Origin of the sequence: Tardiphaga sp. 839_C3_N1_4 (assembly GCF_051811045.1) — a bacterium.
Classification (GTDB): Bacteria; Pseudomonadota; Alphaproteobacteria; order Rhizobiales; family Xanthobacteraceae; genus Tardiphaga.
The window spans coordinates 5,751,517-5,769,801 of record NZ_JBPWQD010000001.1; the positions used below are offsets into that span (position 1 = coordinate 5,751,517).

The 18,285-nt window shown below is 63.6% G+C and carries 16 protein-coding genes and 2 riboswitches; of the genes, 9 read left to right on the forward strand and 7 right to left on the reverse strand.

What is annotated here, in order from left to right:
* The first annotated feature begins 71 nt into the window (after nucleotides 1-71).
* A riboswitch (cobalamin riboswitch) is annotated at nucleotides 72-262 on the forward strand.
* Nucleotides 263-371: 109 nt separating this feature from the next.
* From AB8A38_RS27525 to AB8A38_RS27550, 6 genes are read left to right on the forward strand one after another with little or no spacing between them, the layout of a single operon-like run.
* The gene (locus AB8A38_RS27525) at nucleotides 372-821 is read left to right on the forward strand and encodes a DUF1636 domain-containing protein (protein ID WP_439088066.1); all 450 of its coding nucleotides are present in this window, start codon (nucleotides 372-374) and stop codon (nucleotides 819-821) included.
* The gene (cobU, locus tag AB8A38_RS27530; protein WP_439088067.1) at nucleotides 818-1,348 is read left to right on the forward strand and encodes a bifunctional adenosylcobinamide kinase/adenosylcobinamide-phosphate guanylyltransferase; all 531 of its coding nucleotides are present in this window, start codon (nucleotides 818-820) and stop codon (nucleotides 1,346-1,348) included. The genes AB8A38_RS27525 and cobU overlap by 4 nt, the downstream gene beginning before the upstream one ends.
* Nucleotides 1,349-2,362: a cobalamin biosynthesis protein CobW gene (gene cobW / locus AB8A38_RS27535; protein WP_439088068.1), complete on the forward strand. Its 1,014-nt coding sequence runs from the start codon at nucleotides 1,349-1,351 to the stop codon at nucleotides 2,360-2,362.
* Between the two features lie 15 nt (nucleotides 2,363-2,377).
* Complete coding sequence (cobN, locus tag AB8A38_RS27540; RefSeq protein WP_439088069.1) at nucleotides 2,378-6,100, forward strand: cobaltochelatase subunit CobN; 3,723 nt, start codon at nucleotides 2,378-2,380, stop codon at nucleotides 6,098-6,100.
* Nucleotides 6,097-6,723 (forward strand): cob(I)yrinic acid a,c-diamide adenosyltransferase, encoded by a 627-nt coding sequence (gene cobO / locus AB8A38_RS27545; RefSeq protein WP_068734347.1) that lies wholly within the window; start codon nucleotides 6,097-6,099, stop codon nucleotides 6,721-6,723. The genes cobN and cobO overlap by 4 nt, the downstream gene beginning before the upstream one ends.
* Nucleotides 6,723-8,210 carry a cobyric acid synthase gene (locus AB8A38_RS27550; RefSeq protein WP_439088070.1) on the forward strand — a complete coding sequence of 496 codons (1,488 nt, stop codon included), beginning with the start codon at nucleotides 6,723-6,725 and terminating at the stop codon, nucleotides 8,208-8,210. The genes cobO and AB8A38_RS27550 overlap by 1 nt, the downstream gene beginning before the upstream one ends.
* On the opposite strand, the gene cbiB is transcribed toward AB8A38_RS27550, so the two are convergent.
* A complete protein-coding gene (cbiB, locus tag AB8A38_RS27555; protein ID WP_439088618.1) occupies nucleotides 8,183-9,151 on the reverse strand; it encodes an adenosylcobinamide-phosphate synthase CbiB in 969 nt (322 codons plus the stop codon). The genes AB8A38_RS27550 and cbiB overlap by 28 nt on opposite strands.
* Nucleotides 9,152-9,165: 14 nt before the next feature.
* The gene (locus AB8A38_RS27560) at nucleotides 9,166-10,047 is read right to left on the reverse strand and encodes an ABC transporter substrate-binding protein (protein ID WP_439088071.1); all 882 of its coding nucleotides are present in this window, start codon (nucleotides 10,045-10,047) and stop codon (nucleotides 9,166-9,168) included.
* Here AB8A38_RS27560 and cobD point away from each other — a divergent pair.
* Entirely contained in the window at nucleotides 10,039-11,025 is a 987-nt protein-coding gene (gene cobD / locus AB8A38_RS27565) for a threonine-phosphate decarboxylase CobD (protein ID WP_439088072.1), read from the forward strand. The genes AB8A38_RS27560 and cobD overlap by 9 nt on opposite strands.
* A gap of 12 nt (nucleotides 11,026-11,037) precedes the next feature.
* Here cobD and AB8A38_RS27570 read toward each other — a convergent pair whose 3' ends face one another.
* The 5 genes from AB8A38_RS27570 to AB8A38_RS27590 all read right to left on the reverse strand — a co-directional run bounded on the left by AB8A38_RS27570 (nucleotide 11,038) and on the right by AB8A38_RS27590 (nucleotide 17,161).
* Entirely contained in the window at nucleotides 11,038-11,820 is a 783-nt protein-coding gene (locus AB8A38_RS27570) for an ABC transporter ATP-binding protein (protein ID WP_439088073.1), read from the reverse strand.
* Entirely contained in the window at nucleotides 11,817-12,842 is a 1,026-nt protein-coding gene (locus tag AB8A38_RS27575) for a FecCD family ABC transporter permease (RefSeq protein WP_439088074.1), read from the reverse strand. Before AB8A38_RS27575 ends, AB8A38_RS27570 begins: the two co-directional genes overlap by 4 nt.
* Nucleotides 12,836-14,791: a TonB-dependent receptor plug domain-containing protein gene (locus AB8A38_RS27580; RefSeq protein WP_439088075.1), complete on the reverse strand. Its 1,956-nt coding sequence runs from the start codon at nucleotides 14,789-14,791 to the stop codon at nucleotides 12,836-12,838. Before AB8A38_RS27580 ends, AB8A38_RS27575 begins: the two co-directional genes overlap by 7 nt.
* Nucleotides 14,792-14,823: 32 nt before the next feature.
* Nucleotides 14,824-15,027, reverse strand: a riboswitch (cobalamin riboswitch).
* Nucleotides 15,028-15,073: 46 nt separating this feature from the next.
* Nucleotides 15,074-15,862, reverse strand: a complete 789-nt coding sequence (locus tag AB8A38_RS27585; RefSeq protein WP_439088076.1) for an alpha/beta fold hydrolase — start codon at nucleotides 15,860-15,862, stop codon at nucleotides 15,074-15,076.
* A gap of 3 nt (nucleotides 15,863-15,865) precedes the next feature.
* Complete coding sequence (locus AB8A38_RS27590) at nucleotides 15,866-17,161, reverse strand: O-acetylhomoserine aminocarboxypropyltransferase (protein WP_439088077.1); 1,296 nt, start codon at nucleotides 17,159-17,161, stop codon at nucleotides 15,866-15,868.
* A 137-nt stretch (nucleotides 17,162-17,298) separates the two neighbouring features.
* On the opposite strand from AB8A38_RS27590, the gene AB8A38_RS27595 reads away from it, so the two are divergent.
* Nucleotides 17,299-17,541 carry a hypothetical protein gene (locus tag AB8A38_RS27595; protein ID WP_439088078.1) on the forward strand — a complete coding sequence of 81 codons (243 nt, stop codon included), beginning with the start codon at nucleotides 17,299-17,301 and terminating at the stop codon, nucleotides 17,539-17,541.
* Nucleotides 17,542-17,673: 132 nt separating this feature from the next.
* Complete coding sequence (locus AB8A38_RS27600) at nucleotides 17,674-17,931, forward strand: hypothetical protein (RefSeq protein ID WP_439059412.1); 258 nt, start codon at nucleotides 17,674-17,676, stop codon at nucleotides 17,929-17,931.
* Nucleotides 17,932-18,285 lie beyond the last annotated feature (354 nt).

The window sequence follows — 18,285 nt, forward strand, 5'->3', positions numbered from 1 at the left end:
GCAAGACGACCTGCAAGGTCAACAGGTCCGGCGACAGTCCGCTGGCGCGGTTGACCCCGGCGCACCCGGCAGATAGCGTCTTTTGTGATGGTCCTTCCGCGTGGAAGGTGAATAGGGAAGCCGGTTCGAGGCCGGCGCTGCCCCCGCAACTGTAAGCGACGAGCCCGCGCCGGTGCCACTGGGAATTCTTCAGAATTCTTGGGAAGGCGGCAACAGGCTTTGACTCGCAAGCCAGGAGACCTGCCATCACGAACTGTGCTTTGGAGGCGTCGTCGGGGCGGGGTGCACCGGACGGGAGCGAACCGACGGCTATGCTGTCGGCGCGATCCAACAAAGCTCGTAGGCCCGTGAGGGCATGAACTGAGCATGTAATGGATCACGACAGCGCCGATATCTCTGGCGAACAAATTTCGGTCGAACCGCCGCGCCCTGTGCCAGCCGGTCCCGTTGTCGTGAGCGTGTGCATCAGCTGCAAGGCTGCCGAAACCGGCACGATCGTCGGGCCGGACATGTTCGATGCTGTGAAGGCCGCGCTCGGCGATGGCGATGCTGCCGTGACGGTGCGTCCGGTGCAGTGCCTCAGCGTCTGCAAGCGACCGGCGACGGTCGCGGTGACGAGCCCTGATGGCTACACGTTCCTGTTCGGCGATCTGCAGACCGATAGCGGCAGCGCGGCGCTAGTGTCCTTCGTCGAGTCCTATCAGAAGGCCGACTACGGCCTGGTGCCATGGCGCGAGCGCGCCGAGGTGCTGCGCAAGGGCATGGTCGCGCGCGTGCCGCCGATGCGTTGGTCGCCTGAAGACGGGCGTGCGCCGAAATGACCGCGGCCTCCACCACATTGGTGCTGGGCGGTGCGCGGTCCGGCAAGTCGTCCTTCGCCGAAAGGCTGGTCGATGGCATCGGCCTGACGAAGATCTATCTGGCCACGGCAACGGCCGGCGACGACGAGATGCGTGTTCGCATCGCGCAGCATCGCAAGCAGCGCGGCGAGGGCTGGACGACAGTCGAGGAGCCGCTGGCGCTAGTCGATGCGCTGACGCGTGAGGCGACGGTCGGTCGCGTCGTGCTGGTGGATTGCCTGACTCTGTGGCTGTCGAACCTGATGTTTGCCGAGCGCGATCCGGAAATCGAAGCAAAGCGTCTGGTGCGTTTTCTCGATGTCTCGCGCTATCCGATCGTGTTCGTGTCCAACGAAGTCGGCCTCGGTCTCGTGCCGGAGACACCGCTCGGCCGCGCGTTTCGCGATGCGCAGGGCCGCCTCAACCAGATCATCGCGGCCGCTGTGCCGAATGTTGCTTTCATTGCAGCCGGGCTTCCGCTCTGGCTCAAGCGTTCCCAGGAGAATTGAATGTCCCGCGTTCCCGTCACTGTCCTCACCGGATTTCTCGGCGCCGGCAAGACCACGCTGCTGCGCTCGTTGCTGACCCAGGCCGACGGCCGTCGCATTGCGGTGATCGTCAACGAATTCGGCGATGCCGGCTTCGATGGCGGCCTGGTCGAGGAATGCGCGGCGAAGGCCTGCGCGCCCGGCGATATTGTCGAGCTCACCAATGGCTGCATCTGCTGTACTGTGGCGGATGACTTCGTGCCGACCATGGACAAGCTGTTGTCCCGTGAACGTCCGCTGGACGCTATCGTCATCGAGACGTCGGGTCTCGCGCTACCGCAGCCGCTGCTGAAGGCCTTCGCGTGGCCCGCGGTAAAGACCCGCGCCACTGTCGATGGCGTTGTTACCATCGTCGATGCGCTGGCTTTGTCCGAGGGGCGCGTGACGCTGGACGAAGATGCCGTTGCCGAGCAACGCGCCAGGGACGAGGGTATCGAGCACGACGATCCCATCGAGGAAGTGTTCGAGGATCAGCTCGCCTGTGCCGACCTAGTGGTGCTGTCAAAAAGCGATCTCGTCGCTCCAGAGAAGCTCGCCGAGATCGAGACCAAACTCAAAGCCGTGCTGCGCCCCGGTGTCAGCATCGTGCGCTCCAAAGGTGATCTCGCACCATCGGTGCTGATCGGCCTCAACGCCGCCGCCGAGGACGACATGGCCGCCCGCGTGGGGCATCACGGCGAGGAAGAAGAACACGACCATGACGACTTCGACAGCATCGTCGTCAAGCCAACCGCTGCGGCCAGCATCGACGCGATGCGTGCGCGCATCAGCGATGCGCTTGGCCTCGACGGCGTGCTGCGCGTGAAGGGTCATGCACGCATTACGGACAAGCCCGCGCCGATCGTGGTGCAGGCCGTCGGCGCCCGCGTCGATCTCGCTTTCGCCCGGCCGGATGTGGCGCAGGCGGAGCACCTCGTGGTCATCGGCCTCAAGGGATTCGACGGCGACGCCGTGCGAAAGGCACTCGCCGGGTAACGCAGGTTCACCCGCATGCATCTGAAGCTCGAAACCTCCGGCAGTATTGACGATGGCGACGTCGCCCGCGATCTCGGGCAGGACACTGCCGATATCGTCGTGCTGTCCGCGGCTGACAGCGATCTGGCGGCGTTCAATGCGGCGCATGCGACACTGCCGGGAGATTTCCCCAGCGTGCGGTTCACCAACATGCTGGCGCTCGGCCATCCTGCGTCGATCGATCTCTATGTCGAGCGCACGCTGGCTAGGGCGAAGATCGTGGTGCTGCGCATGCTCGGCGGCATCAGCTATTGGCCCCATGGCGTCGAGAGCCTTCGCAGCGACGCGCTGAGCCGCGGTAGCAAGTTTGCCTGCCTGCCCGGCGAGATGGACTGGAATGCCGAACTGGCCGCCCGCGGCACGGTCAGCAGCGACGAAACCCATGCGTTGTGGCGCTATTGCAGCGAGGGCGGTGTCGATAATGCGCAGCTAGCACTGCGTTATGCCGCGCATCTGATCGGTCACGGTGAGGAGCCACCTGTTGCGCGGCCGATGCCTTCGGCCGGCTTCTGGCCGGGGGAACTCGCAGCGGATAGCCGACCGAATGCGATTGTGATCTTCTATCGCGCGCTGGTGGCCGGCGGCGACACTGCTGCGATCGATGCCTTGCGTCTGTCGCTCGACGCGCGCGGTCTCAATGCGGTCTGCCTCTATGTCACCAGCCTGAAGGATGAGCGCTCCGCCGCCTTTCTTCGTGCTGCGCTGGCAGCCTATCCGCCCGATATCATCATCAATGCCACGGCCTTCGCTACCGCGACCGCGCATGACGATGCCGGCGTGCTGTCGGCGTCTGGTTGTCCGATTCTGCAGGTCGCACAGGCCGGCATCTCGCGTGCCAGCTGGGAAGCGTCGACCCGGGGTCTCACGCCGCGTGATCTGGCGATGCATGTGGTGCTGCCGGAAGTCGATGGCCGCATCTTCGCTAATGCCATCGCCTTCAAGGAACGGGGAACCAGCGATGGCGGCTTCGCGCCGACGACACTGCAGCCGGTGCAGGATCGCGTCGATGCCACGGCCGATCTCGCAAAGGCCTGGGTGCGCTTGCGTCGTTCGTCAGCGAGCGAACGTCGCGTCGCACTGATCCTTGCGAATTATCCCAACCGCGATGGCCGTCTTGCCAACGGCGTTGGCCTCGATACGCCGCAGAGCCTGATCGATGTAATGGCCGCCATGGCTAAGGTCGGATACGGCACTGGTGATACGCCCGATACGACAGCTGCCATGATGCAGCTGTTGCAGCAGGGGCCAACCAACGCGCTTGCCGGTCGCGCCGAGCGAAGCGGTGGCGTGACCTGGCCACTAGCTGATTATAGAGCGGCCTTTGCGACGCTGCCGGCCAATGTGCGGGCTGCTATTGAACTGCGCTGGGGCGGGGCCGAGAGCGATCCGCATGTGGTCGATGGTGCCTTCCGTCTTGGCCTGCATCGTTTCGGCAATATCACCGTCGGCGTGCAGCCGGCACGCGGTTACAATATCGATCCCAAGAGCACGTATCACGATCCCGATCTGGTGCCGCCGCATCACTATCTCGCCTTCTATCTCTGGCTGCGCCGTGATTTCGATACCCATGCGGTGGTCCATCTCGGCAAGCACGGCAATCTCGAATGGCTGCCGGGCAAGAGCGCCGGTCTGTCGACAGACTGCCTTCCCGATGCAGTGCTGGGGCCGCTTCCGCATCTCTATCCGTTCATCGTCAACGATCCCGGCGAGGGTATTCAGGCCAAGCGCCGCAGCTCCGCCGTGATCATCGACCACCTGACACCGCCGATGACGCGGGCCGAATTGCACGACGATCTGGCGCGCTTGGAGAACCTGGTCGACGAATATGCCATGGCGACCGATCTCGATCCCAAGCGCGCCGCAGTGATCGCCGAGGACATTCTGTCACTCGCCCGCGCGCAGCAGATCGATGCCGATGTCAACGTCACCCGCGACACACCGACCGGCGAGGCGCTGCGCGCGCTCGACGCCCATCTCTGCGATCTCAAGGAAATGCAGATCCGCGACGGGTTGCATATCTTCGGCCGCGTGCCCGAGGACGCGCAGCGCAATGATCTCTTGGTTTCCATCGCGCGCTTGCCGCGCTCGGACATCAAGCCGCAGGATGCGTCTTTGCATCGCGCACTGGCTGCCGATCTCGGGCTCGGTGCGTTCGATCCGCTCACCCGTGATATGGCCGATGATTATCTCGGCCCACGCCCCGGTGTTCTTGCCGATGTCAGTGACGCAGTGTGGCGCACCACCGGTGATACGGTCGAACGCATTGAATTGCTGGCGTCGCAGCTTGTCTCCAGCAAGCTCGATTGCGAATCGACATGGACGCGTACAGCGCAGGTTCTGGACTGGATCGCCGCGAAGCTGCGGCCGGCCATCGACGCCTGCGGTGGCGCGGAAATAACTGCATTCCTCAAAGGCCTGGATGGCCAATTTGTGCGGCCGGGCCCATCGGGGGCACCGACGCGCGGCCGGCCCGATGTGTTGCCGACCGGTCGTAACTTCTTCGCGGTCGATGTCCGCGCAGTGCCGACGCCATCGGCATGGCGCATCGGGCAACTTGCGGCAGAACGGCTCGTCGAATCCTATTGGCAGGAGGTCGGCGAATGGCCGCGCGCGATCGCAATGTCGGCCTGGGGTACGGCCAATATGCGCACTGGCGGTGACGATGTGGCTCAGGCGCTGGCGCTGATCGGCGCCCGGCCGCTGTGGGAGGAAACCTCCGGCCGTGTCACCGGCTTTGCCATTACGCCGCTGTCCGAGCTGAAGCGGCCGCGCGTGGATGTGACATTCCGTGTCTCCGGCCTGTTCCGCGACGCGTTCACGACCCAGATGGACATCATCGGCTCCGCCGTGAGTGCCGTGGCCGAACTCGACGAACCCGATGACGCTAACCCCATCGCAGCCAATGTCCGCGCGCGTGCCCGCACGCTCGAAGCCGGCGGCATGACCTGCGAGATTGCACGGCGACAGGCGACGCGTCGTGTGTTTGGCTCGAAGCCCGGCGCTTATGGTGCAGGACTGCAGGCGCTGATGGATGAAGGCGGCTGGAGCAATCGTGACGACATTTCCGACGTCTATCTTGATTGGGGCGGCTACGCCTATGGCAGCGGAATCGATGGCGAGCATGCGCGCGGCGAATTCGCCGAGCGGCTGAAGGGTGTCGATCTCGTCGCGCAGGCGCAGGACAATCGTGAACACGACATTCTGGATTCCGACGACTACTACCAGTTCATCGGAGGGCTCGCAGCGACGGTGCAGACATTGCGTGGCTCGGCACCGCGCATCGCCCATATCGATACGTCGCGACCGGAAGCGCCGATTGCCCGGCCGCTTGCGCATGAGATCTCGCGCGTGGTGCGCGGCCGCGGCGCCAATCCGAAATGGATCGCCGGCGTGATGCGCCACGGCTATAAAGGTGCGTTCGAGATCGCGGCCACGGTTGATTATCTGTTCGGTTTCGCAGCCTCCACCAATGCGGTTGCCAATCACCATTTCGACCAGCTGTTCGCCTCCTATCTGGAAAATGACGAGGTTCGCAGCTTCATGGCATCTGCCAATCCCGCGGCGTTGCGCGAGACGGCTGCGCGTTTTGCTGAAGCCATCCGCCGGGATCTGTGGACGCCGCGTTCCAATCGCGCGGCCGATCTGATCGCCGAACTTCTGCCGCAGGCGCACAAAGAGATCGCAAAGGAAATCGCATGACCGAACTCGCCCACGACGATGAAGAAAATGCCCGCCACAAGATCAAGGCGGCCAAGCACAAGGCCGCCAAGGACAAAATCATGGCGACCAAGGTCGGCGAGAAGGGCCTCTTGATCGTTCACACCGGTACCGGCAAGGGCAAGACCTCGGCTGCGCTGGGCATGGTGTTCCGCCATATCGGTCACGGCTATCCGGTCGGCATCGTGCAATTCACCAAGTCGCCGGAATGGGACACTGGCGAAGCGCGTCTGCTGAAGACCTTCCCGGATCTCGTCACGCTGCACATTATGGGCGAGGGCTTCACCTGGATCACCCAGGACCGCGAGCGCGACATTGCTGCCGCGACCGCGGGATGGGAGCGCGCCAAGGAAATGATCCGCGATGACCGCCATCGCCTGGTGCTGCTCGATGAGCTCAATATCGTGCTGCGTTACGACTATCTCGATCTCAACGAGGTTCTGACTTTCCTGCGCGACGAGAAGCCCGCGGACAAGCACGTGGTCATCACTGGCCGCAACGCGAAGCCCGAGCTGATCGAGATGGCCGATCTGGTCACCGAGATGACACTGATCAAGCACCCGTTCCGCGCCGGCATCAAGGGCCAGAAGGGTATCGAATTCTGATGAACCTCACCACGCCCGCGCTGATGATCCAGGCGACCGGCTCCAATGCCGGTAAGTCGACGATTGTCGCTGGCCTTGCGCGGGCGCTGGTGCGGCGTGGCTTGAAGGTGGCACCGTTCAAGCCGCAGAACATGTCGAACAATGCGGCTGTCGCGGTCGATGGCGGCGAGATCGGCCGCGCGCAGGCGGTGCAGGCGCGGGCGGCGAGACTGCCGCCGAGTGTTCACATGAACCCGGTGCTGTTGAAGCCGGAGACCGATACCGGCGCCCAGGTGATCGTGCAAGGCAAGCGCTGGGGCACGCTGCGGGCGAAGAACTATCTGGAGAAGAAAGCTACACTCCTACCGGCGGCGCTTGAAAGCTTCTCGCTGCTCGCCGATCAGGCGGACATCGTTCTCGTCGAAGGCGCCGGCAGCCCTGCGGAGATCAATCTGCGCGCCGGCGACATCGCCAATATGGGCTTTGCGGCCGCGGCCAACATTCCCGTCGTGATCGCCGGCGATATCGATCGCGGGGGCGTCATTGCGAGCCTAGCCGGCACGCATCTGGTGCTGGAGCCGGAGGAACGTGCGCGCATCCACGGCTTCATCGTCAACAAGTTTCGCGGTGATCCCAGCCTGTTCGACAATGGCCTCACAGCGATTACGCGGCTGACAGGCTGGCCGTCCATCGGCGTGTTGCCATGGTTGCCGCAGGCTGCCTTCCTGCCGGCCGAAGATGCCGTCGATCTCGATCGCACCCATGCCTCGTCATCGACGCGGATCATCGCGGTGCCGGTGCTGGCACGCATCGCCAATTTCGACGATCTCGATCCGCTTGGCATGGAGCCGGGCGTGAAGCTTGTCTTCATCAGGCCGGGCGAAGCCATTCCGGGCAACGCCGATGTCATCATCATTCCCGGCAGCAAGTCCACCATCGGCGATCTGGCCTTCCTGCGTTCGCAGGGCTGGGACGTCGACATCAAGGCGCATGTGCGCCGCGGCGGCCACGTGCTGGGCCTGTGCGGCGGCTATCAGATGCTCGGCAAAACCATCGCCGATCCCGATGGCGTCGATGGATTGCCGGGCACGGTCGATGGGCTCGGGCTCCTTGATATCGAAACGCTCATGAGCGCCGACAAGTCCACCACGCTGATCACTGGCACGCATTGCGTGACGGGGGCGGCGATCGAAGGTTACGAGATCCATCTTGGTCGCAGTGAGGGTGGCGACTGCGCGCGGCCGCTCGTGATGATCGATGGACGACCTGATGGTGCCGCTTCTGTCGATGGGCGCGTGCAGGGGACCTACGTCCACGGATTGTTCACCGGCGACGCATTCCGCAAGGCCTGGCTGGCCAATCTCGGCATTGCCTCGTCGCTGGCCTATGATGCGCAGATCGAAGTTGCACTCGATGCGCTGGCCGATCACTGCGAAAAGCATCTGGATATCGGTCGGCTGATCGAAATTGCCCGCAGCCGTCAGAGCAGCAGCGCCAGCGCGGCATAGAGCGCCGCCTGCAAGACGCAGGCTGCGACGAACACGCGAAGTGCCCGGCCGATGTCGTCAGGCGCTGCGGTTCGTCCTTCGGCATTGAGATAGGGATCGTTGACCGCGCCCTCGGCATAGACGCGCGGTCCCGCTATTGCGATCCCGAGCGCGCCAGCCATGGCGCTTTCCGGCCAGCCGGCATTGGGCGAGCGGTGCTTTCCGGCGTCGCGCGTCACGATCTTCAATGACGAGATGATTGATCCGCGTGCGACCGGCGCAGCGAGCGCGACCAATATTCCCGCAAGGCGCGCCGGGATCAGATTGACGAGATCGTCGAGCCGCGCGGCGGCCCAGCCGAAATCCTGATACCGCACGCTGCGATGGCCGATCATGGAGTCGGCCGTGTTGATGGCTTTGTAGGCGATCAGGCCAGGCAATCCGAGCAATGCCAGCCAGAACACCGGCGCGACGATGCCATCGGAAAAATTTTCCGCGGTGGATTCGATCGCCGCGCGCGCCACACCGGCTTCGTCGAGTTGTTCAGGATCGCGCCCAACGATCATCGCAACGGCCTGTCGCGCCGCCGGCAATCCAGCCTCAGTGAAAGCGCGACGCACGCGGGCCACATGCTGATACAGGCTGCGCTGAGCGATCAGCAATGAGGCGATCAAAGCCTCGATCGCAAAGCCGATCCAGTTGTCGTTGAGGAGATCGGCAAGCAGTCCGCCGACAAGCATTGCGACACTGACCAGCGCGATGACGGTGACGACACCGGCCAGCTTGCGCTGCCGACGCGACCAGTTTTCACGATTGAGCCGGCGTTCCAGCCAGCCGATGCCGTTGCCGATCCAGACCACGGGATGCGGTGCGCGGCGCCACAGCCAGTCGGGATCGCCGATCACGGCATCGAGCAGCAGCGCCGCGACCACCAGCAGGAGCGCGTCGCCATGCGCCAGCATCCCATGCGGCAGCATCAGGGCGCCACGCGGCTGATTTCGGTGGTCAGTCGATCGAGCGCCTCGACCATGGTCGGACCGCCGCAGGCGGTGAGGCGTTCGGGCAGAACCAGTCGCTTCGAGGCCGGATAGAATTTCTCCAGCGCGGGATGCAGCAGGAAAGCGCGGCCTTCGTCTTCGGCGAAGTCGGTATTGTCGGTGACCAGCAGCAGATCGGGCCTCAGCGTGACAATCGCCTCCAAGGAGGCGAAGCCGCCAGCCTTGAGGCCGAGTTCGCCGCCGGCATTGCGCAGGCCGACGGCCGAGAGCAGCGACGTCGTGAGATTCTCGCCGCCGGACACCCAGCCGCGCCGCGACACCGCCAGTACCCGCAACGGCTTGCGCTGTACGGCGGCATGGGCCTGCGCGATAGCACTATCGAGTTTCGCTATTTCGGCTTCAGCGCGCTCCGGATGCTTGACCAGCGCGCCCATCTGGCGGAGCTGTTTCTTGACGTCGTCGAGCGAGCGGGCGGGATCGAATTCGGCGACCTTCAGCCCCTTGTCCTTCAGGAGTTCGCGGGTCGCGCGCTTGGTGAAGCGGCCGGCGACAACGACATCCGGCTTCAGCGCCAGCACGTCCTCGGCCTCGCCGGACAGCAGCCGGAACGCCTTCGCCTTGTCCTTATCCCATGAGCGGAACGGATCGCGCGCATAGGGGCTGAGGCCCAAAATCTGCTCGGGATCGGCGAGGGTGACGAGCAGTTGATCGGTGCAGAGATTGATCGAGGCGATACGCGGCAGATTGGCTGCACTGGCCTGCAGCGGCGCGTATGCGAGCAGCGCGAGTGCCGTAGCCGCGAGTGGCCAAAGCCTCTCGCGCTTTGCCCGATATGATGGCATGACACCGGCATGAAACATGGTGGCGATCTCACCCAGGCGATGGCTGAATTCGGCGGCGCGCCGGACCAATGGCTCGATCTCTCGACCGGGATCAATCCATGGCCGTGGCCCATTCCTGCCAACCTGCCGAGCCATCTTTGGGAACGCTTGCCGACGCGCGCCGACGAACAGTCGCTGCTGTCCGCCGCGCGCAGCGCCTACCACGTGCCCGATAACGTCGATGTCGTTGCTGCTGCCGGTACGCAGGCTCTGATCCAGTGGCTGCCGCATCTCGCCGGGCCTGGCGCCGTTGCCATTGTCGGGCCGACCTATAACGAGCATGTCGCGGCTTGGCGTGCCGGCGGACATGAGGTTGGCGTGATCGGCAGCCTCGGCGCGCTGCCGGATCATGCCAGGCATGTGGTGATCGTCAATCCCAACAATCCTGACGGGCGCGTCGCCACGCGCGATGAACTCGCCGATGTTGCGGCGATCCTGCAGCGACGCGGCGGCTGGCTGGTGATCGATGAAGCCTTCGCCGATGTCGATCCCGCGATCAGCGCGGCTGGCCTGTGTGCGATACTGCCGGTAGCGATCCTGCGCTCGTTCGGAAAATTCTACGGCCTGGCCGGCCTGCGTCTCGGCTTCGCGCTCGCGGCGCCGCTGATCGCGCAGCGTATCGCGACCGCCATCGGCCCATGGGCCTGTTCCGGACCGGCGCAAGTCATCGGCGCGGCCGCCTTGCGTGACGAGCGCTGGGCCACACAGACCCGCGTCGCGCTGGTCGCCCAGGGTATCAAGCTCGACACCGTGTTGGCCGATGCCGGTTTCGAGATTGTCGGCGGCACGTCGCTGTACAGGCTGGTGCGACATGTCGACGCCTTGAAATGGCATGCCGCATTGGCCCGGCAGCAGATCTGGTGCCGTCGCTTCGACTGGAGCCATGAGCTGTTGCGCTTCGGTCTGCCGCCCGATGCGGCCGCTCTGAGCCGGCTTGCTGCTGCGCTGGCGAAATAGCCGCCACATCGCTCAGACTCCCGCCCAAGGCAGGATAATCGTTTCGTTCCGGTGTTCGGCGCGATAGGTGCTGATGCGAAATACGTCGGCGACGATGTCATCGGACAGCGCCTGTTGCGGCGCGCCCTGTGCGGCGAGGCGTCCGTCGGACATCACCAGCACCGTATCGGCGAAACGTGCCGCGAGGCCGAGATCGTGCGTCACCACGATCACCAGCACGCCGCTGTCGGCGACGTCGCGCAGATTTGTCATGACATCGATCTGGTAGCGGGGATCGAGCGATGCGGTCGGCTCATCCGCCAGCACGATCGGTGCCTCGACAGCGAGGACGCGGGCGAGCGCGACGCGGCTGCGTTCGCCGCCGGAGAGCTCGGTCACACGCCGATCGGCAAAGGCGACGATGTCGGTGGCCTGCATGGCGCGCTCGACCGCAGCCTTGTCCGACGATGTCAGCCGCGCCGGATCGGTCGCGCCATGCGGATAGCGGCCGAGGGCGACGACGTCCTTCACATCGAGCGGCCAGTGCACGACATGGCCTTGCGGCAGATAGCCGAAGCGTTTTGCGCGCTCGCGCAGCGACAGGGACGCCAGCGCATCGCCGGCGACGTTGATCGTGCCCGTTGAGGACTGCAAGCCTGCCAGCGCGCGCAGCAGCGTCGTCTTGCCGGCGCCGTTCGGGCCGACCAGAGCGACCAGATGCTTGCGTTGCAGCGAAAGCGAGACCTCGTGCAGCACCGGGCGGCCGGAGAGCGAGACGCTCAGATTGCTCGCGGTCAGCAGCGCTTGATCGGTCATGCGACGCCTCCGCCCAGAGCGCGACGCTCGCGCATGATGAGATAGAGGAAGAATGGCACGCCGATAATCGAGGTCAATACGCCGACCTTGATGTCGGTGGTCGACGGAATAAGGCGCACGGCGATATCGGCGGCGAGCAACAGCGCCGAGCCGGTGAGCGCGCTCGGGATCAGCAGCCGGGCGGGATCATGGCCGATGATCGGGCGCATCAGATGCGGTGCGATGAGGCCGATGAAGCCGATCGTGCCTGTGACAGCGACAGCGCCGCCGACGCCGAGCGCCACGCCGAGGATCACCAGCAGGCGCAGCCGGCTCACATTGACACCGAGGCTCTGTGCAGTTTCTTCGCCGAGGCTCAATGCACGAAAGGCCGAACGCTGGCTCATCAGAATGATTGCGCCGGCGACAATGAACGGCAGCGCCAGTGTGACGTGGCGGAAGCTGCGGTCTTCCAGCGAGCCGAGCAGCCAGAATGCAATTTCGAGCGCGGCGAAGGGATTGGGCGACAGGTTCATCACCAGCGCCGTCGCGGCACCTGCGAGACTGGAGATTGCGAGACCCGCGAGGATCAGCAGCAGCAGACCGGCATTGCGGCCGGCGATACCAAGCAGCACGAACACCGACAGGAACGCCATCGTGATGCCGGCAACGGGCAGTGCCCATGAGCGGACATCGGCCAAACCGAGCGAGATCATCAGTACCGCGCCGAAGGCCGCCGATTGCGGCGCGCCGAACAGGGACGGCGAGGCGAGGGGATTGCGTAGCAATCCCTGCAACGCTGCACCGGACAGGCCGAGGATTGCGCCGATGGCCAGAGCAAGGATCGCGCGTGGCAGGCGGATTTCGCGCACGATGATCTGCTGCACGTCGCTGCCGCCGCCGAACAATGCATCGAGCACCGTCAGCGGCGAGAGTTTGACAGGTCCCGTGCCGAGCGAGCCCAGTGCCAGCAGCGTCACGAGACCGACGAGCGCGATGGTCGCGATCGTCCGGCGTCGTGCTGCTGGCGCTATGCTCACCATGTGGCGTTGAAGCCTGCGTAAGCCGCAGGTCCCGTCGTGCCGAAGTTCAGCACTTCCTGGTAATGCTCATTCAGGATGTTCTCGCCGCGGGCGAAGACCTTCCAGTTAGCGTCGATCTTGTACTCGGTATAGAGATCGACGCGGGTATAGGCATCGACCTGACCGACTTGATTGGCGCTGCTGAAGCGCTTCGACACGGTCGTGACGCGCGGCTCGATCATCCACTTGTCGGTGGGCGTGATCGTGAGTGCGAAGCGGGCGAAGTTCTTGGGACGACGTGCCAGCACCGTGTCGGTGCCGAGATCCTGGGCGTGCAGGTAAGTGTAGGCCACGTTGAATTTCACCCAGCCCGGAATGACATCGACATTGCCGCCGACTTCGAGACCGCTGGTCTCGGCGCGGGCGACGTTGACGTAATAGCCGAGCGGACGGGACGCATCGGAGACAAAGTTGATCAGATTGCTGTAGTCAGTGGAAAAGCCTGTGACCGATAGTACGACGCGGCCGTTGAAGAGGCTCTGGTCGATGCCGGCGTCATAGCCGAAATTGGTTTCCGGCGTGAGGTTTCTGCTGCCGTAGGTCGTGTCGTAAAGCTGAAACAGCGTCGGCGCTTTTGCGCCGGTGCCAGCGCTGGCGCGGAATTTGGTGCCGGTTTCCGTAATGTTGTAGGCGGCGGTGGCGCGCCATGTCTCGAAGCGGGCAACATCGACGACGTCATCGACCCGGCCACCGAGCGTGACGTTGAGCCGTTCGCCGATCGGCACAGACCACAAAGCGAAGATCGAGTTGGTGTCTTGCTGTTTGGCTAGCAGCGGCGTCTGCGGGCCAGCGACAGGCGAGATATTCGTGCTGTAGGTCTGTGCGGTCTCGGTCTGTGTCTTGGCACCATAGACGAGGGAGCCGAATGCGCCGAGCTTCAGGGTCGCCTGATATTCGGCACCGAGACTGTTGCCGACATAATCGGAGATCTTCGAGGTGGTGTTCTGCGGCAACATGTTGGTCTTGTACGTCACTTCATTGAACATTCGCTCGGTGTGGGTGTTCGAGATTGTGACGTTATGCGTGAGAATGCCACCAAATGAATCAATACCCACGCGGCCATAAACGGTTTGGAGGAGTCGCGTGGCCGCGGAAGGCGTGTCCGGGAAGGCACCGGTCGCGTAATCGTAGGCCGAGCGCGTGAACGAGTGGACGATGCCTGACTCAAGCCGAATGCCTTCGCCCGCATCGTAGCCGATGCGCGCGGAGCCGCCGACGCGATCGAAACTGTCGTTTTCGAGATTCGGAAACTTCGCTTCGAGGGCAGGGATGCGGTAGCCGTAACGCGAGAAGCCGTTGCTGTGCTGGCCGCCACCGGTGAAGGCGTAGGACCATGGGCCGTTGGAGCCGGTCAGCGATCCCTGCGTGACGACGGTGCCATAGCTGCCGGCTTCCGTGCGCACATTGACCTGCGCGGGGCCGGAGCCCTTCTTGGTGATGATGTTGACCACACCGCTCATGGCATCGGATCCATAAAGCGCGCTCTGCGGTCCCTTCAGGACTTCAATGCGCTCGATGGCGGAGGGCGTGAACATGGCGAATTCGAAGTCGCCTGATGCGGCCGTGGGATCGTTGACACGGATGCCGTCGATCATCACCAGCGTCTGGCCGGTGTTGCCGCCGCGCAGGCGCACATTCGCCGTGCCGCCGGGGCCGCCGTTTTCCGTGATGTCGAGACCAGGCACGGTGCGCAGCGCATCAACCAGCGAGCCGGGATTGCTGGTCGCGATGGTTTCGCCTGACACGACGCTGATCGAACTGCCGGTGCGATTGAGTTGCTCGGGCGCTCTGTCCGCCGTCACCACGATTTCGGAGAGTTGCTCGGCACTGGACTGCGCATGCGCAGCACTGTGAGAGCAGGACAGAACAACAACGGCCGCAGTGCCTGCGGCCAAATTCCGGATAGTCATTTAACCCCTTCCGTCGACCCACCGTCGAACGAGTGTGAAACTCGTTACCGGCCGGTCTCCTGGCTCGCGGTGGTCTCCCGGTCCGCCTTCCCGAATCTGCGATGCAAATTCAGTGGCTTTGTGGACCCGGAATGGCCGCTTACAGTTGCGGGGGCAGCCGCGGCATAGGGGATATTTCCCCGCACCGCATTCCCGTTTCACCTCCTCGCGGAGGCACCGATAACGACAGACAGGAAGCACAGCACGCCGCGCGGTGCAACAGCCATCGCCGCGTTGCGGACTCTATTGCTCCACCTGTAGCGCGGCGAGCACGTCGTCGGGACGTTCGACCATCATCATGTGGCCCGTGCCCGGCAGAATCACCGTGCGGGCGTTTTTCAATGCGGCGGCGAGGGTCTTGCCGGCCTTGGCGGGAGTCATCATGTCCCGCTCGCCGAGGATGAGCGTGACAGGGATATCGAGCTGGGCCGCAGCGGTCAGCGCATTCTGGTATGTATTGCAGGCGTTGAGATCGGCGAACAGCACGCCCGGCTTTGTGGCTTCCAGCACGCGCTGCGCACCGCTATGCATCCACAACCCCGGCGCGAGGCTGCCGCCGAGCTCGGCGCGAAAGCCGAGACCCCAGATCGACACCATGTCGATGGCGGAATGCTGGTTGGCTTCGGCGTCCTTCAACAGATCCGGGCCGACGGTCATCGTTCCTGCCGTGCCCATCAGATCGAGGCGTGTGATTTTACCGGGATGCCGAGCTGCGGTCTCCAGCGCGATCAGCGAGCCCATGGAATGGCCGATCAGCCGTGCAGTCTTTGCGCCGGATGCGTCGATCAACGCCGCAGTCCAGTCGGCGAGATGGGCGATAGTCGTGAGCGCTTCACCTTTCGAGCGACCATGGCCCGGCAGATCCGGTGCCAGCACGGCGAAGCCGTGATGCGCGAACCAGCGCGTATGCAGCGCCCAGGTCGAGTGATCGAAGCCGGCGCCGTGGATCATCACGACTACGGGCAAGGACGGATCGAATGCGCGGCCGCCATTCGCGAGATAGGTCTCGTGACCGTTGACGGTGAGTTGCATCGCTCAGCCCTTCTGCGAGATGCGCAGCGCCTGCGCGAGGTCATCGATGATGTCATCGGCGGCTTCGATGCCGACGGAGAGGCGGATCAGCTCCTCGCCGATGCCGGCGGCCTTGAGTTGCTCGGCGTCCATCTGCTGATGCGTGGTGCTGCCGGGATGAATGACCAGCGTCTTGGCGTCGCCGACATTGGCGAGGTGACTGGTCAGCTTGAGCGCCTCGATGAATTTGCGACCGGCATTGCGGCCGCCCTTGATACCAAACGAGACGATGGAGCCGGCGCCGCGCGGCAGCAGGCGCTTCGCTAATTGATAGTCCGGATGGTTCTCCAGCGATGGATGCAGCACCCAGTCGACCGCCTTGTTGGCTGTGAGCGCGGCCAGCACCGCATGTGTATTGGCCATGTGGCGCTCCATGCGGATGCCCAGTGTCTCGACGCCTTGCAGGAGCTGGAAGGCATTGGTCGGCGAGAGACACGCGCCGAAATCGCGTAGGCCTTCGGTGCGGGCGCGCATGATGAAGGCGGCATTGCCGAATTGTTCGTCGAAGACGATGCCGTGATAGCCGGCATAGGGTTCGGTCAGGACAGGGAATTTGCCGGAGGCGTGCCAGTCGAAGCGGCCACCATCGACGATGACGCCGCCGATGGCGATGCCGTGGCCGCCGATCCATTTGGTGGCCGAGTTCATCACGATATCGGCGCCGAGCTCGATCGGCCGCGACAGGAACGGCGTCGCAAAGGTGTTGTCGATCAGCAGCGGGATCTTTGCGGCATGGGCGATGTCGGCGACGGCGGGTATGTCGAGCACTTCGAGGCCGGGATTGCCGATGGTTTCGCCGATGATCAGTCTGGTGTTGGGGTTGATCGCAGATTTGAAAGCGTCGAGGTCGCGCGGCTTGACGAATGTCGTGGTAATGCCGAAGCGCGGCAGCGTATGCGCCAGCAAGTTGATGGTGCCGCCATAGAGCGAGGACGACGCCACGATGTGATCGCCGGCATTGAGCAGTGTGGCGATGGCGAGATGCAGCGCTGCCATGCCTGATGCGGTGCACACGGCGCCGACCCCGTTCTCGAGTGCGGCGAGTCGCTCTTCCAGCACCGCCGTCGTCGGATTTGAAATGCGCGTATAGATGTGGCCGGCACGTTCGAGATTGAACAGCGCAGCAGCGTGATCCGAATCCTGAAACACATAGGATGTGGTCTGGTAGATCGGCACGGCCCGCGCGCCGGTGATTGCATCCGGATGCTGGCCGGCATGCAGACTCAGCGTTTCGAAAGCAGGCGGTTTGGGTGCTGGCATGGTCGTTTTATCCCTGGGCACGATTTTCGACATCTATGGCACGAATCGGATGCGAGCGTGAGTCGGCGATATTTCAACGCGCGGAACGAAATGCGGCGCTGCGACTTATACGAGGTCGATTACGCGGGAGAGTTATCATGAAGAAATTGCTGCTGTGCACTGTGGTTGCGGGTCTCGCGTTTTCATCGGTTGCGGCCGAGGCGAAAGGCTGTATCAAAGGCGCGATCATTGGCGGAATCGCCGGCCACTATGCAGGACATGGCAAGGTCGGCGTCGTTGCTGGGTGCGTGATCGGACGCCACGAGGCCAACAAGGCTGATGCGGAACGGGCGCAGAAGGCGCAGCATCCACAGTCGCCGAACGAGAATGGTCGCATCTAGATCGGCGTTGTTCTCAACGCTGGACGATGTTGCTAAAATTTGATGGACTAGACCGGTTCAGTAGAGCCTCACCCTCATCGGGTTGGGGTTCTTTTCGTCTCTGTACGATACCGGACGAGATTGGGCGTAGACGTGGTGCTGCATCGGGATGTGTTTTGGCTCGGCAAACAATGGGCCGTTACCGGCTATGGAATTCAGGCTGTCAGCCAGAAGTACAATATGAAGTTCGATATCGAGGTGTCGCAGATCTGGAACGAGGATCTGGATGCGTTGATGCGCGATGAGCCGTGGTTCGATGCACAGGATTTTGCACAGGCCGTCGATCGCGCGAGGCAGCGTGCGATGGAATCACCGCTGACGTTCAAGCCACCGCTGAGTGATGAACGATAGCGGCAGCGCATCATTGCAGGATTCAAATTTCAAACAGCCACTGTCCTAAAAACATGCGTTCGCATTCTCGCGGCGCTTGCGCGTCCGAGCTGTGAGCATTCCTTCAACCCCCTCCGAAAAGAGGGCGTGCGGAACGCCGGGTGCCCGTTGCACCCTTGGGCCTGATGCGAATGCGGTCTTCCGCAAGTGCGAGTGCATCAGGACTTTCGGAGGCGCAGGGCAAGGTAAGTGCCCGACGTTCCGCATACGGTGTTTTTTCGGTTGCTTGCGCGTTGCCATGGCGAACGATCCCATCACCAAAATTACAGTCCCAAGGCGAATGGGACAGGGTGCCTCAAGCGAGAAAGCCGGACG